The following is a 14,073-nucleotide window of genomic DNA, read 5'->3' as shown; positions in this document are numbered from 1 at the left end:
CCGCGCACCTGCGGCCGAGTTGGCGGCGGCCGGAGAGGTGGGTTGTCGATGGCCGAGCCGACCAGTCGCCGCAGGTTCGCCGTTCTCGCGATCTGCTGCATGAGTCTGCTGATCGTGGGGCTGGACGGCACCATCGTGAACGTGGCCCTGCCCGCACTGCGCCGGGATCTGGGTGCGTCGCCCGCGGGCCTGCAATGGACGATCGACAGCTACACCCTCGTCCTGGCCAGCCTGCTCATGCTCGGTGGTTCCACCGGCGACCGGCTCGGCCGCCGTCGGATCTTCCAGACCGGACTGGCCCTGTTCACCGCAGGCTCGCTGCTGTGCAGCCTCGCGCCCGGGCTCGGCTGGCTGGTGGTCTTCCGAATGGTGCAGGCCGTCGGCGGCTCGATGCTGAACCCGGTTGCGATGTCCATCATCACCAACACGTTCACCGACCCGCGGGAACGGGCCCGCGCCATCGGTCTCTGGGGCGCGGTGATCGGGATCAGCATGGCACTCGGCCCGGTGCTCGGCGGCATCCTCGTCGAGACGGTGAGCTGGCGGGCGATCTTCTGGATCAACATCCCGATCGGGCTCGCCGCGCTGGTGCTCACGCACCGCTTCGTCCCCGAGTCCCGCGCGCCGAGCCCACGCCGCCTGGACCCCGTCGGACAGCTCCTTGTGATCGCCGTCCTCGCGACCCTCACCTACTCGATTATCGAGGCGCCCGCGGCAGGCTGGACGTCCGCCGAAACGCTCGTCCTGCTCGCGGTGGCGGTCGCCGCGGCGGCGCTGCTGGTCGGCTACGAGTCGCGGCGCACCGAGCCGCTGCTGGACGTCCGCTTCTTCCGCAGCGCGCCCTTCTCCGGCGCGACGGCGATCGCGGTGTGCGCGTTCGGCGCCCTCGCCGGCTTCCTCTTCCTCAACACGATCTACCTGCAGGACGTCCGTGGCTACTCGGCGCTGCACGCCGGCCTGCTGACCCTGCCGATGGCGCTGGCCACCCTGGTGATCGCGCCCCTGTCCGGCCGGGCGGTGGGCCGCTTCGGCCCGCGTCCGTCGCTGCTCGCCGCGGGTGTCGCCCTGACCGCCGGCAGCGCGGCGATGACGGGCCTGTCCCCACAGACCTCCGTCACCACCCTGATGGTCGCCTACGTCCTCTTCGGGACGGGCTTCGGCCTGGTGAACGCGCCGATCACCAACACGGCGGTCTCCGGGATGCCGCTCGAGCAGGCCGGGGTCGCGGCGGCGGTCGCCTCGACGAGCCGCCAGGTCGGCCAGTCGCTGGGCGTGGCCGTGATCGGCTCCGTCGCGGCAGCGACCGCGACGGTCGGGGCCGTCGACCCCACCAGCACGGCCGCCTGGTGGGCGGTGGTCGCGGCCTGCGCCGCCGTCCTCGCCCTGGGGTTCGCGACGACGGGCACCTGGGCCCGGCGCACCGCGGACCAGACCCGGTCCCGCCTCCTGACCACCCTCGCCCCCGGGCAGGCCGCCACCCCGCAGGAGGGGACCCAGCAGGCTGGGAACCAGCAGGCCGCCCACCCGGTGACCGCCGAACCGGAGCCCAGCCCCTGACCCGCCACCCGCCCGGCGCCGCGCCCGCGCTCTGACGATCAGCCCGTGTTGCGGAGGCCGGCGGCTATTCCATTGATGGTCAGTAGGAGGCCGCGGCGTAGCTGAGGGTCGGCGATGTCACCGGCCGCCCTGGTGCGGGCCAGCAGGGAGACCTGCAACGCGTGCAGCGGGGCCAGGTAGGCGTCCCGGACCAGCAGCGTGTGGCGCAGCACCGGCGCGGTCTCGAGCAGGCCGGCCTGCCCGGTGACGGCCAGCACCTCCCGCACCGTCCGCTCGTGCTCGTCCCGGATGACGTCGAACAGCGCGGCCGTGGCCGGGTCGACCAGCGCCGAGACGTAGCGCTGGGCGATCGCGAGGTCCGACTTCGCCAGGGTCATCTGGACGTTGCCGAGAAACGTCCGGAAGAAATGCCATGAGCGGTACATCTCGGCCAGCTCCCCGCCCGCGCCGGCCTCGCGCGCCGCCGCCAGCCCGGAGCCGACCCCGAACCAGCCGGGCAGGATGATCCGGGCCTGCGTCCAGCCGAACACCCAGGGGATGGCCCGCAGGTCCGCCAGCCCTCCGGAGCCGCCGGGCCGCCGCGAGGGGCGGGAGCCGATGTTGAGGTTGCCGAGCTCCTCCACCGGCGTCGCCGCCAGGAAGAACGGAACCAGGGCCGGGTCGGCGACGAGGGAGCGGTAGGCGTCCTTCGCCGCGTCCGCGACCGCCGTCATGGTCCCGTTCCAGCCGGCGAGCGCCTGTCCGGTGAGCCGGGAGGTGCGGTGCAGGACGGACGCCTCCACCACCGCCGACAGGGTGATCTCCAGGTTCTGCCGGGCCAGCTGCGGCAGGGTGTACTTGTCCGAGATCACCTCGCCCTGTTCGGTGACCTTGATCGGTCCGTCCAGGGTGCCGAACGGCTGGGCAAGGATCGCCTCGCCGGAGGGGCCGCCGCCGCGGCCGACCGATCCGCCGCGGCCGTGGAAGAGCCGCAGCACGACCCCGTGGGCGCGGGCGGTGTCCCGCAGCTCACGCTGTGCCTTGTGGATCTCCCACTGGGACGCGGTGATGCCGGCGTCCTTGGACGAGTCCGAATAGCCGAGCATGACCTCCTGGACGTCACCGCGTGCCGCGACCAGCGCCCGGTAGGACGGGTCGGCGAGCAGCCGGTCGAGCAGCGTCCCCGCGGCGCGCAGTTCGGCGACGGTCTCGAACAGCGGCACGAACCCGATCCGCGCCCACGCGACCGCCGGCACCGCGGGCCCGTCACGTTCCGTGCCGATTCCCGGGCCGCTGGACGTCCCCGGTGGCCGGCCGAGGCCGACCAGACCGGCCTCGCGGGCGAGCACGGCGACGGCCAGGATGTCGTCGGCGTCGCGGGTCATCGAGACGATGTAGCTCTCGATGACGCCGTCGCCGTACTGGTCCAGCGCGTGGCGCACCGTGGTGAGCAGTTCGAGGGTGCGCGCCACCCGCTCGGGCAGCCGCGGCGGGACGGCGCCGAGCAGCGGCCGGCGCCCCGCCAGCTCGGCCGACAGCAGCGCGAGCCGGGCCGGCCGGTCCAGGTCGCGATAGGGGACGTCCAGCTCGGCGAGCTGGTCGTAGATCGCCCCGAGGGCGGCGTGGTGGGCGTCGGCGTGCTCGCGGATGTCGAGGGTGGCCAGCGAGAGGCCGACGGCGCTCGCCGTGCGGATCGCGCGTCGCAGCGGCCCGTTCGCGACGAGCTCGCCGTGGCTCGCGGCGAGGGAGACCCGCATGAGCTCCAGCTCGTCCACCAGGTCGGTGGGCCGCAGGTAGTCCTTGCCGGGGACGTGCGGTGCGCCGGCGGCCAGCCGGGCCCGGGTGCCGGCCAGCCGCGCCAGGATGTAGCTGCACTTGAGCCGGTACGGCTCCTCGGCGTTGAGCCGGATGAAGCGGTCGTACACCTCGGGCAGCGCGGCGCGGTCCGCGGCCAGTGCGGCGAGCAGGTCGCCGCTGACCTCCCCGACCACCCGGGTGGACGCCGTCAGCTCACGGACCAGCCGGTCGACGAGGGCGGTGAGGACCCGGATGCCGAACTCGTACTGGAGGTTGAGTACCTCCAGGGTGACCTCCGGCGTGACGTTCGGGTTCCCGTCCCGGTCGCCGCCGGCCCACGAGCCGAAGGCCAGCGGACGGGCGGTCACCGGCAGCTCGACCCCGATCCCGGCGAACGCGGTGTCGAGCTCCTCCAGCAGGTCGGGCAGGACCTCGGTGGCGATCGAGGTGAGGTAGTACGCGGCCGAGCGTGCCTCGTCCGCGGGCTTCGGCCGCTCCACCCGCAGCTCGTCGGTCTGCCAGAGGACGTCCACCAGCTCGGCGAGGCGGCGGGCCAGCCGCTCGTCGTCGGCGCCGGGGCGGCGCGGGTCGTCGGTGGCGTCGAGCAGGTCGGCGATGCCGCGCAGCGTCTCCAGGACGGAACGGCGGCTGGCCTCGGTGGGGTGCGCGGTGAAGACCGGGCGCAGCTGCAGCCGCCGCATGACCTCGGCCGGAAGGCCCGGGTCGACGACACCCTCGTCCACCGCTTCGGCGATGCGGTCGGCGAGGTCGCGCAGCCGGCTGCGCGGGCGGTCGGAGATCTCCCGCGCCCGGTGCAACTGCTCGGTGATGTTCGCGAGCTGGAAGTAGGCGGTGAACGCGCGGGCCAGCAGGATCGCCTGCCGCGCGTCGACGCCGTCGAGGACGGCGGCGAGCTCGGTGCCGCCGTCCTCGCCGCGGGCGAGCATTCGGACCCGTTCGACCAGCGCGAGCAGTTCCGGGCCCTCGTGGCGGGTGAGGGCCTCGCCGAGCAGCGCGCCGAGGCGGCGCACACCGGCGCGGACGGCCGCGTGGCGCGCGTCGGAGGACACGCCGCCGGAGAAGCCGCCCGGGTCCTGAGCCTGCTGGTCCGGACGCCCGTCCGCCGGGTTACCGGTGCTCGCCGGGTTGTTGCTGCTCTCCGGGCTAGCGGTGCTTGCCGTCCCGGGGATGCCAGGTGTGGTGGTCACGCCGCCGTCTCCGATGGGTTGACGTCGAGGAAGATCTCTCCGCGACAGCGATCAGGTGAGGACGTGTCTGCGGAGCAGGTGCGGGTGCGGGCTCTGCAGGTGCGGGGTCGGGCTCGCTGTCCGGATCCGGCGACGGCGGTGTCGCCGCGCCGGCGAGCGGGCTGCTGCCCTGCCGGCGCACATGTCCAGTCTGCCGACTGTGCGCGCTTCTGTGGCACCAGGGTCGCCGGAAAGCTCAGGTGAACGGAAAGCTCAGGTGAGGAGCAGGACCACCGGGGTGAGGAACACCATCGCGGCGGTGAGGTAGGCGGTCCCGGGCAGCCAGATCGGGACGGCCGGCGGGTCGAGCAGCCGGGCAATCCGGGCGACGACCGGCGTCCGCACGCCCCCGTTACGCGCCGGGTCGGAGCGGTCCGTGGCGACCGCGGCGGCGACGGCCGCCAGCCGACCCGCGCCGGCGACTCCGAGTACGGCGGGTGACTCCGGCGTGCTTGCCGGCCCGAGTCTCGCCGGCTCGAAGGGTGGGACCGACCCGTTCGCCGGCGCGGAGGGTGAGGCGCCCGTCGTGGGTGGTCGCTGGCTGGGGAGGTCCGGGCCCGTCACGCTCAGTGTTCCGGCGGGCACCGCTGCGCGGGTGACGCCGAGCCGGGCGAGCGCCCGGGCGAGGGTCCGGCCGCAGGTGCGCCGGGCGGCGGCGTCGTCCGCGAGCATCTCGACCAGCAGCGAGACGGCGGCCGTCGCCTCGCGGGCCGGGCGCAGGAAGGGGAAGGTGCGCTCCCAGGCGACGAACGGCTGGATGACCAGGTCGTGCCGGCCGCTGACGTGCGCCTCCTCGTGGGCGAGGACGGCGTCCAGCTCCTCGGGGGTCAGCGTCCGCAGCAGGCCGGCGGAGACGACGACCCGCGCATGGCGCACCCCGGGGACGCAGTAGGCGACGGCGACGGGATGGTCCAGGATCCGCAGCCGGGTCCCGGCCCTGTCCCGGTGCTCGCACAGGCGGCAGCCGGTGCCGTGCTCCTCGTGCCCGGCGACGTCGCCCGAGCCTCCGGAGCCGCCCGAGCCGCCCGAGCCGCCCGAGCCGCCCGAGCCGCCCGAGCCGCCCAGGCTGTCGGGGTGCTCGGGGTCACCGTGGTCGTGCCCGCGGTGCCGGTGGCGGTGGCCGGCGAGGTCGACGAGGTGCCGGTGCCGGTGGCGCTCGCGCAGGGTCGCCGCGGTCGACATGGCCAGCACGCCGAACAGGCGTGCCGCCAGCGCCGCCGCGATGGCCAGCCCGACGAGGTTCGTCCGGCCGAGCCCGACCAGGGGCTCACCGGCGAGAAGGTTGGAGGCGTGGTCGGCGAGCGCCGACGGGATGCCCTGCGACAACGGAGCCACAGTGAAGGCCGCGGCGGCCAGCAGGGCTGAGACCCCACCCGCGAGGCCTATCGCCTGCCACAGCACGATCGCCGCGCGCGGGCAGCGGTGCGGCCACCGCGCGGCGGCCAGCAGGCGCGGAACCGGCCAGGCCAGCGCGCCCGCGAACAGGGCGAGAAGGGCCGCGGTCGTCATGTCCCGGCAGACGCTACCGCTCGTCCGCCGGGAGTTGTACCGGTCGCGCCTCGGTCGCGATCCGTGATTCTCCGGATGTGCTGGCCGGAGTGGTCGTCACGGCGCCGTCGGTGACGTCGGTGACGTCCTCCGGCCCCCCGACGGTGGTCTTCGCCGAGTCCGCAGAGTCCGCCGAGGCGCTCGGGTCGCCTGGGTCGCTCGCTTCGGCGGGCACGGCCGGCTCCAGCGCGCGGCGCAGGATCTCGGCCTCCTCCGCGGAGACCGAGCCGACGAAGCGGACGAGCGCGGAACCCCGGTCGTCGGCGGTGCCCAGGGCCTCCAGCATCGCCTCGGCGACGACGGTCTCGCGGCTGTCGGTCGCCGCGTAGCGGTGGGCGCGGGCGGCCCGCTGGCGCCGGACGAAGCCCTTGCGCTCCAGCCGCTCCAGCACCGTCAGCACGGTGGTGTAGGCGAGGTCGCGCTCGTGGTGCAGGCGGGCCGCCACGTCGCGTGCTGTCAGCCAGTCGTCGGCCGACCACAGGACGTCCATGACAGACCGTTCCAGGTCACCCAGGCGTGCCATGGGACCGATCCTACGCCGCGTAGAAGTTCTTGCCCGGAACTTTGTCGAGCCCGGTCGATCTCACAACGAAAAAATCTTCTACCGAACGTAGAATCTTCTACGTAATGTAGAAGAATGCGACGGGCGTGCTGCCGCCCGCGGTGGAGGAGGTCCAGATGGTCCATGCCGCCGAAGTTCTCTCCCACGTCGCGGCTCTCGCCCAGGCCGCGGACCCGCCCCAGGCGAGCTCCGTGTCCACCAACCTGGCCCGGGCGCAGACCGCGTTCTCGCTGGCGTTCCACATCTGCTTCGCGGTGTTCGGCGTCGGCATGCCATGGCTCCTGCTGTTCGTCGAGGGGCGCTGGGTCCGCACCCGCGACCCCGTCTGGCTCGCGCTGACCCGCAAGTGGTCCAGGGCCTTCGCGGTCGTGTTCGCCGTCGGCGCCGTCTCCGGGACGGCGCTGTCCTTCGAGTTCGGCCTGCTGTGGCCGGCCTTCATGGCCCGGTACGGCGGGGTGCTGGGACTGTCGTTCACGCTGGAGGGCTTCGCGTTCTTCGCCGAGGCGATCTTCATCGGCATGTACCTGTACGGCTGGAAGCGCCTGTCGGCCCGGGCGCACTGGCTCACGCTGTGGCCGATCGCCATCGCCGGCACGTTCTCGACTCTCTTCATCATCACGGCGAACGCCTGGATGAACACCCCCGGACACGTCACAGAGGTCGACGGCAAGGTCGTATCGGCAGAGCCGTTCGCCCCGTTCCTGGCTGCCACCGCGCCGCATCAGCTCATCCACATGCTGCTGGCCGCGCTGATGTGCACCGGCGGCATCGTCGCCGGCGTGTACGCCGTCGGCATGCTGCGCGGCCGGCGCGACGCGTATCACCAGCGGGGACTGCGCGTCGGTCTGGCCGTCCTGCTCGTCTGTGCCCCCCTGCAACTGATCGTCGGTGACTGGGCCGCCCGGGTGGTCGGCAACGAGCAGCCGATCAAGCTCGCCGCGATGGAGGGGCTCGGGCACACCCGCACGCACGCCCCGCTGACCATCGGCGGGATCTACGACGAGCAGACCGGCGAGGTCCGGCACGGCATCGAGGTCCCCGACCTGCTGTCGCTCATGCAGGGGTTCAGCGCCGATCACGAGATCACCGGCCTGACCGCCGTCCCGCCCGAGGAGCGGCCGAACGCCGTGCTGGTGCACTCGGCCTTCAACGTGATGGTCGGCCTCGGGATGGCCCTGATCGCGTTGTCGCTGGTCACCGGGGTCGTCGTCCTGCGCCGGCGGCGGCGCGGCGAGCGCCCGCTGCTGCCCACCGGAAAACCGTGGCTCTGGGCGGCCGCGGCCTCGGGACCGGCGTCCATGCTGGCGATGCTCGCTGGCTGGGAGGTCACCGAGGGCGGCCGCCAGCCCTGGATCGTCTACGGCCGGATGCGGGTGGATGAGGCCGTGACCAGCAGCTCGGGCATGCCGGCGATCTTCACTGGCACGATCCTGCTCTACCTCGGCCTCGCGACGGCGCTCATCCTCATCCTGCGCCGGATGGCGACGGGTGGCCCTGAGCTGGCCGCCACCGTGGGGGAGACCTCCACGACTCCGGACATCCCGGACGCGCGTCCCGCTCCCGCCTCTCCCGACACTCCCGCGAGGGTCCGCGGTGACGGCGACGGTGGCGACGGGCCCGGGACGTCCGCGCCCACCACACCGCGAACCGATCCGTCCAGCAGCGAAGGGGACGCCCGATGACCGCCGCCGACCTGCTCGCCGTCGTGATGGTGATCGGGCTGACCGCCTACGCCCTCACCGGGGGCGCCGACTTCGGCGGCGGGGTCTGGGACCTGCTCGCCCGCGGCCGGGACGCGGCCGACCAGCGCCGGCTCGTCTCCGCCGCGCTCGGCCCGGTCTGGGAGGCCAACCACGTCTGGCTGATCTTCGTGATCGTCATGATGTTCAGCGGCTTCCCGGCCGCGTTCGGCATCGTCGGGTCGACGCTGGAGATACCGCTCATCTGCGCGCTGGCCGGGATCGTCCTGCGCGGGGCCGCGTACGTGTACCGCGCCTACGGCGCCGGCGCGGCCGGGCCGGACCACTGGTGGGGCCACGTGTTCGCGATCTCGTCCGCGATCACCCCGGTCGCGCTCGGGGTGTGCGGCGCCGCGCTGGCCACCGGTGATGTCGCCGAGGGCGACGCGCTCGCCCCGGTTACCAGCGCCTTCGGGATCGTCTGCGGCGTCTTCACTCTCGCCGTGACGGCCTTCCTGGCCGCGGTGTACCTGTGCCGGGACGCGGCGTCGAGCCCGGAGACCGAGCACCTGGTGCCCGGGTTCCGCCGCCGCGCGCTCGGCGGGGCCGTCGTCTCGGGGCTGCTCGCCGCGGCGCTGCTGCCGCTGCTGTGGTCGGAGGCACCCGTCGTGGCGGAGCGGTTCGCCGAGCGGTCCGTGCCCTTTGCGATGATCTCGGCCCTCGGCGGGATCGCGTCGCTGGTCGCGCTGTGGCAGCACCGCTTCACCGCGGCCCGCATCACGGCTGGGGCGGCGGTGGCCGGCGTGCTCTGGGGGTGGGCGGCCGCCCAGTACCCGGATCTGGTCGTCGGCCGCGCGACGGTCGACTCCGCCGCCGCACCCGAGGCCAACATCGTGGCGATGCTGATCGCGGTCGCCTGCGGGCTGGTGGTCCTCATCCCGTCGCTGTGGATGCTGTTCCGCCTGTTCGCGAACCCCGAAGTCAAGTCCTGACCGGCGCGGCCGGCCGGCGCGCGGAGGTGCGCGCCGGCCGGCCGGCGCCAGGCGTCCCGCCGCCCGCGACTACCGTCGACGGGTGACGAGGGCCAGCATCGGCAGCGGCCGGGCCAGCGATTCCGACGGGCCAGCGGGCCCCACCACCGGCCCCACCACCGGCGCCGGCACCGCCGGCAGCGAGCCGCTGGGTCGGCGGTCGCTGCACACCGAGGTCCTGCTCGTCCTCGGGGTGTCCTTCGGTGCCTCCGGCCTGTTCGCGCTCATCCGCTACCTCGGGGTGCTGACCGCGCAGCAGTCGGTCCGCTCGCAGGTCGCGCGGCTCAACTCGTCCGCAGCGCCAGGGCGCCCCTGGCTCGATCTCGCGCTGCAGGCCGCCTCGCTCGCGACCGCGCTGGTACCGGTGTTTCTCGTCGTCCACCTGCTGGGCCGCCACGGCGGCGGGCCCGCGGTGATCGGCCTGGACCGGCGCCGTCCCCGCTCGGACGCCCTCCGTGGCGCGGCGCTGGCGGCGGCGGTCGGGGGCACCGGTCTCGCCTTCTACCTGGTCGCCTGGCACAGCGGCGCCAATCTGACGGTCGCGCCGTCCAACCTGCCGGACGTCTGGTGGCGGATCCCGGTCCTCGTCGCCTCGGCGGCCCAGAACGGTCTGGCCGAGGAGGTGGTGGTCGCCGGGTACCTGCTGGTGCGTCTGCGTGAGCTCGGGTGGGGCGACAATCGCGCGCTCGCCGCCAGCGCGCTGCTGCGCGGCTCCTACCACCTCTACCAGGGGCTGGGGGGATTCGCCGGCAATGTCGCGATGGGGCTGCTGTTCGGTCGGATCTTCCAGCGGACCGGCCGGGTGCTACCGCTCGTCATAGCACACACACTCATCGACACGGTCGCGTTCGTGGGGTATGTGACGCTGGCCGGAAGGGTGTCGTGGATACCCGTTCCCCACTAGCGTTTCCGCGCTAAGGTTAACAAAAGGCAAACAACGATCGTCCTTTTGGGCGCGAGCTGGGCACGCACCGTCACGGCCCCCGGTACCCCGGGCCACTCGGTCGACGGCCCGAACGGCGGACCAACGCCATGCCACGCCACGGGCCGGGGCGGTCGGGTAGCGCTGACCGGTCGCGAGGGCCAGCGGCCGCGGGTGGCGGTGCGGAGGCGCTGGCGCCGCGGGCGCTTGCGGGCGCCGCGGGCGCTTGCGGGCACTGAGGGCGCGGAAAGGAGCGGGCGTGGGCTCTTCGCGGGAGATCGAACGCAAGTACTCCGTCGACCAGAGCTTCGTACTTCCCCGGCTGACGCAGGTGGACGGGGTCGCTACCGCCCGCACCCGCCGCACCGTCACCCTGGAGGCCGTCTACTACGACTCCGACGACCTGCGGCTGGCCCGCAACCGCATCACCCTGCGCCGCCGGACGGGCGGGGACGACGCCGGCTGGCACCTGAAGCTCCCCGTCGGCCCAGGGGTGCGTGACGAGATCCACCGCCCGCTCGGCTCCCACGATCCGGTTCCCGACGATCTTGTCGACCTCGCCACCGTGCACCTGCGCGGGGCGGAGCTGCGCCCGGTCGCCCGCCTGGTGACGCTGCGCACCGCCCGCCGCCTGCGCGACAAGGCGGGCTGTGACCTGGCGGAGGTCGTCGACGACCAGGTGACGGCCCAGACGCTCGGCGCGACCACGGTCGTGCAGAAGTGGCGGGAGATCGAGGTCGAGCTGGGCTCCGGTGACCCGGGCGTGCTCGACGCCGTCGAGGCCGTGCTGACCGCCGCCGGCGCCGAGCTGTCGGCCTCGGCGTCGAAGCTGGCCCAGGTGCTCGGCCCGGCGCTGAGCGGCGCGCCCGGCCCGGACGTGCCGCGCGCCGCGGCGAAGCTGCGCCGGCGGACCCCGGCCGGCGAGGTCGTCCGCGCCTACCTGGTCGCGCAGGTCGAGGCGCTGCTCGCCACCGACCCGCGGGTGCGCCTGGACGCGCCCGACGCGGTGCACCGGATGCGGGTGGCCTGCCGGCGGACCCGCAGCACCCTGCGGACCTTCGCGCCCTTCTTCCCCGCGGAGCTGGTCGCGCACCTCGACGTCGAGCTGCGCGACCTGGCCGGGGCGCTGTCCGCCGCGCGCGACGCCGAGGTACAGATCGCCTACTTCGCGGGCCGGCTCGATGACCTGCCCGCCGACCTGCTGCGCGGGGACGTCGTGGGCGCGATCTCGGCCCGGCTCGCGGCCGACCAGACGGCTGCCCGGGCCCAGGCGCTGGAGATGCTGCGCAGCGAGCGTTATCTGACCCTCGTGGAGGATCTGCTCGCGCTCGTCAACGGCCCGTTCGTCGGGCGTTCGGGCAAGCCTGCGGAGAAGGTGCTACCCGGTCTCCTGCACGACGCCGACCGGCGGCTGAGCCGCAAGGTCAGCCGGGCCGCCCCCCTGCCGGTGGGCACCGAACGTGACGAGCTCCTGCACTCCGCGCGCAAGCAGGCGAAGCGGCTGCGCTACGCGGCCGAGGTGGTCGGGCCGGTGTACGGCCCGCCCGCGGCCGCGTTCGCCCGGCTCGCCGAGTCGATGCAGGAGCTGCTCGGCACCCACCAGGACGCGACGATCGCCCGCGGCCTGCTGCGCGACTGGGGGGTCGAGGCGCAGACAGCCGGCGAGCCGACCGCTTACACCCTGGGCGTACTGCTCGGGTTGGAGGAGTGCCGCGCCCGCACCGCCGAACGGGACTTCTTCGACCTGTGGCCGGACGCGTCGGCGCGCCGGCACCGGCGCTGGTTCGCCCGCCGCTGACCCGTCCGATGCCGGCCCGGCCCCGTCCGCGCCGGCCGGGCGCGTGTGATGCTGGTCGCACATGTTGCGCAGAGTGGCGGTATGGTGCCGTCCGAGTGGGCAACGGGGGCCCGGATCGGGCAGCATCGGGGCGGTACGGCACTGGTCGGTCCCGGTAGCCCCGGCTCCGCGCCAGCACAGCCCTGCGCCAGCACAGCCGGCGCCAGCAGGGTCCCGTGCCAGCAGATCCCCGCACCGTGAGGAGACTCCGATGACCGCGCCAGCGACCCTGCGCACCACCCGACTGGGCCTGACCGACATGTCGATCACTCGGGTCGGGTTCGGCGCCTGGGCCATCGGCGGGGCGGACTGGGCGTTCGGCTGGGGGCGCCAGGACGACGACGAGGCGGTCGAGGCCATCCGGGCCGCGGTGCGGTCCGGGGTGAACTGGGTCGACACCGCCGCGGTCTACGGCCTCGGGCACTCCGAGGAGCTCGTCGGCCGGGCGCTGGCCGGCATCCCCGCCGAGCAACGTCCCTACGTGTTCACCAAGTGCGGCCTGGTCTGGGACGAGAGCGACCCGACGCGGCCCCCCCTGCGGGTCGGGGCGCCCGCCTCGATCCGCGCCGAGGTGGACGCGTCGCTGCGCCGGCTCGGGGTGGAGCGCATCGACCTCTACCAGCTCCACTGGCCGCCGCAGGACGGGACCCCGATCGCCGAGGTTGTCGGCGCCCTGCACGAGCTCCGCGCCGCGGGCAAGATCCGCGCGGTCGGGGCGTCGAACTTCTCGGTCGCCCAGTTGGAGGCGGCGGCGACGGCGGGCGGTGTCGACGTCCTGCAGCCGCCGTTCTCTCTGGTCAACCGACTGGCGGCCGCCGACCTGCTGCCGTACTGCGCCATGCGTGACATCGGTGTGATCGTCTACAGCCCGATGCAGTCCGGGCTGCTGACGGGCGGGTGGTCGGTGCAGCGCACCCGCGCGCTCGCCGAGGACGACTGGCGGCGGACGGCGGCGGAGTTCAACCCGCCGGCCCTCGAGCGCAACCTGGCCCTGGTCGATGTGCTGCGTCCGATAGCGGCCCGGCACGGCACGACGGTGGCCGCGGTGGCCGTCGCCTGGACGCTGGCCTTCGACGGGGTGACCGCCGCGATCGTCGGGGCCCGGCGCCCGGACCAGATCGACGCCTGGCTGCCCGCGGGCGGCGCGGTGGTCCTGACCGACCTCGACCTGGACGAGATCGGCGTCGCGGTCGAACGTCTCGATGTGGGTGCGGGGCCGTCTCGGCAGGGCCCCGCGCTGCCTGGCAGCGCCCTCGTGTGAGGACTCACAGCGTTCCTCCGGTCATCTGGAGAGGGTGTTCGGGGTGCGCGGTGGCTTCGGTGGAGTGGTCCGTGGCGCACCGGCGTGACGAAGTCGATGTTCGTAATGTCGAGCCGTGAAGTGGACTTCTTCTGCCGGAGGTCTCCCGTCAGAGGCTGCGTGCGTGTAGCGTCAGGCGTGGCCAGAGTTCGCCAGTTCGTGCCTCAACCGAGACACGGCGGAACAACGCGGCGGCGAATCGTATCGCTGTCACGTTCGGCCCGGGGCCCGCGCGGTGCGGGTCCTGACTGCACCAGCAGGGAGAACGGCACGTGGCTCAGGGCACGGTGAAGTGGTTCAACTCGGAGAAGGGCTTCGGCTTCATCTCCGTGGACGGCGGCGGGTCTGACGTCTTCGTCCACTACAGCGCAATCCAGATGGACGGCTACAAGGCACTCGAGGAGGGCCAGCGGGTCGAGTTCCAGGTGACCCAGGGCCAGAAGGGCCCGCAGGCCGACGCCGTCCGCGTCGTCTGAGCCACGAGTAGCAGTAGAACCAGGTTTGGTCAGCCCGCCCGTCGGACGTCTCCGACGGGCGGGCTGACCGTTTTTCGGCGGGATCCACGGGTCTTGCGGATCTGTTCCGATCTGTTCGGGGGCGTCTTATCTGCGCCC

At 73.6% G+C, this 14,073-nt stretch carries 10 protein-coding genes; 7 read left to right on the top strand and 3 right to left on the bottom strand.

Annotation, left to right across the window (positions count from 1 at the left end):
- Positions 1 to 48: 48 nt before the first annotated feature.
- Positions 49 to 1,557, top strand: coding sequence for an MFS transporter (locus FRANEAN1_RS32845; RefSeq protein ID WP_020463992.1), 1,509 nt, complete (start codon positions 49 to 51; stop codon positions 1,555 to 1,557).
- A 38-nt stretch (positions 1,558 to 1,595) separates the two neighbouring features.
- On the opposite strand, the gene ppc is transcribed toward FRANEAN1_RS32845, so the two are convergent.
- From ppc to FRANEAN1_RS32830, 3 genes are all read right to left on the bottom strand, one after another.
- Entirely contained in the window at positions 1,596 to 4,403 is a 2,808-nt protein-coding gene (ppc, locus tag FRANEAN1_RS32840; RefSeq protein ID WP_041256775.1) for a phosphoenolpyruvate carboxylase, read from the bottom strand.
- A gap of 390 nt (positions 4,404 to 4,793) precedes the next feature.
- Complete coding sequence (locus FRANEAN1_RS32835; protein ID WP_020463990.1) at positions 4,794 to 6,089, bottom strand: M56 family metallopeptidase; 1,296 nt, start codon at positions 6,087 to 6,089, stop codon at positions 4,794 to 4,796.
- A gap of 13 nt (positions 6,090 to 6,102) precedes the next feature.
- A complete protein-coding gene (locus FRANEAN1_RS32830; RefSeq protein WP_020463989.1) occupies positions 6,103 to 6,651 on the bottom strand; it encodes a BlaI/MecI/CopY family transcriptional regulator in 549 nt (182 codons plus the stop codon).
- A 125-nt stretch (positions 6,652 to 6,776) separates the two neighbouring features.
- On the opposite strand from FRANEAN1_RS32830, the gene FRANEAN1_RS32825 reads away from it, so the two are divergent.
- From FRANEAN1_RS32825 to FRANEAN1_RS32800, 6 genes are all read left to right on the top strand, one after another.
- Entirely contained in the window at positions 6,777 to 8,372 is a 1,596-nt protein-coding gene (locus FRANEAN1_RS32825; protein WP_157472877.1) for a cytochrome ubiquinol oxidase subunit I, read from the top strand.
- Positions 8,369 to 9,361: a cytochrome d ubiquinol oxidase subunit II gene (locus tag FRANEAN1_RS32820; RefSeq protein WP_020463987.1), complete on the top strand. Its 993-nt coding sequence runs from the start codon at positions 8,369 to 8,371 to the stop codon at positions 9,359 to 9,361. The genes FRANEAN1_RS32825 and FRANEAN1_RS32820 overlap by 4 nt, the downstream gene beginning before the upstream one ends.
- Before the next feature lie 82 nt (positions 9,362 to 9,443).
- Positions 9,444 to 10,304 carry a CPBP family intramembrane glutamic endopeptidase gene (locus FRANEAN1_RS32815; RefSeq protein ID WP_020463986.1) on the top strand — a complete coding sequence of 287 codons (861 nt, stop codon included), beginning with the start codon at positions 9,444 to 9,446 and terminating at the stop codon, positions 10,302 to 10,304.
- Positions 10,305 to 10,581: 277 nt separating this feature from the next.
- A complete protein-coding gene (locus FRANEAN1_RS32810) occupies positions 10,582 to 12,120 on the top strand; it encodes a CYTH and CHAD domain-containing protein (RefSeq protein WP_020463985.1) in 1,539 nt (512 codons plus the stop codon).
- Positions 12,121 to 12,370: 250 nt separating this feature from the next.
- On the top strand, positions 12,371 to 13,420 hold the full coding sequence (locus tag FRANEAN1_RS32805) for an aldo/keto reductase (RefSeq protein WP_020463984.1): 1,050 nt from the start codon (positions 12,371 to 12,373) through the stop codon (positions 13,418 to 13,420).
- A gap of 311 nt (positions 13,421 to 13,731) precedes the next feature.
- The gene (locus FRANEAN1_RS32800) at positions 13,732 to 13,935 is read left to right on the top strand and encodes a cold-shock protein (protein WP_009740954.1); all 204 of its coding nucleotides are present in this window, start codon (positions 13,732 to 13,734) and stop codon (positions 13,933 to 13,935) included.
- The last annotated feature ends 138 nt before the right edge of the window (positions 13,936 to 14,073 follow it).

This window comes from Parafrankia sp. EAN1pec (genome assembly GCF_000018005.1).
Taxonomy (GTDB): Bacteria; Actinomycetota; Actinomycetes; order Frankiales; family Frankiaceae; genus Parafrankia; species Parafrankia soli.
The sequence above is the reverse complement of the archived record's forward strand: the minus strand, read 5'-3'. Positions and strand labels throughout refer to the sequence as shown.

What these genes read in the sequence shown, in the direction of transcription:
- FRANEAN1_RS32845 (WP_020463992.1), top strand. Translation starts at nt 49, where the DNA reads ATGGCCGAGCCGACCAGTCGCCGCAGGTTCGCCGTTCTCGCGATCTGC.
- FRANEAN1_RS32835 (WP_020463990.1), bottom strand. Translation starts at nt 6,089, where the DNA reads ATGACGACCGCGGCCCTTCTCGCCCTGTTCGCGGGCGCGCTGGCCTGG.
- FRANEAN1_RS32830 (WP_020463989.1), bottom strand. Translation starts at nt 6,651, where the DNA reads ATGGCACGCCTGGGTGACCTGGAACGGTCTGTCATGGACGTCCTGTGG.
- FRANEAN1_RS32820 (WP_020463987.1), top strand. Translation starts at nt 8,369, where the DNA reads ATGACCGCCGCCGACCTGCTCGCCGTCGTGATGGTGATCGGGCTGACC.
- FRANEAN1_RS32805 (WP_020463984.1), top strand. Translation starts at nt 12,371, where the DNA reads ATGACCGCGCCAGCGACCCTGCGCACCACCCGACTGGGCCTGACCGAC.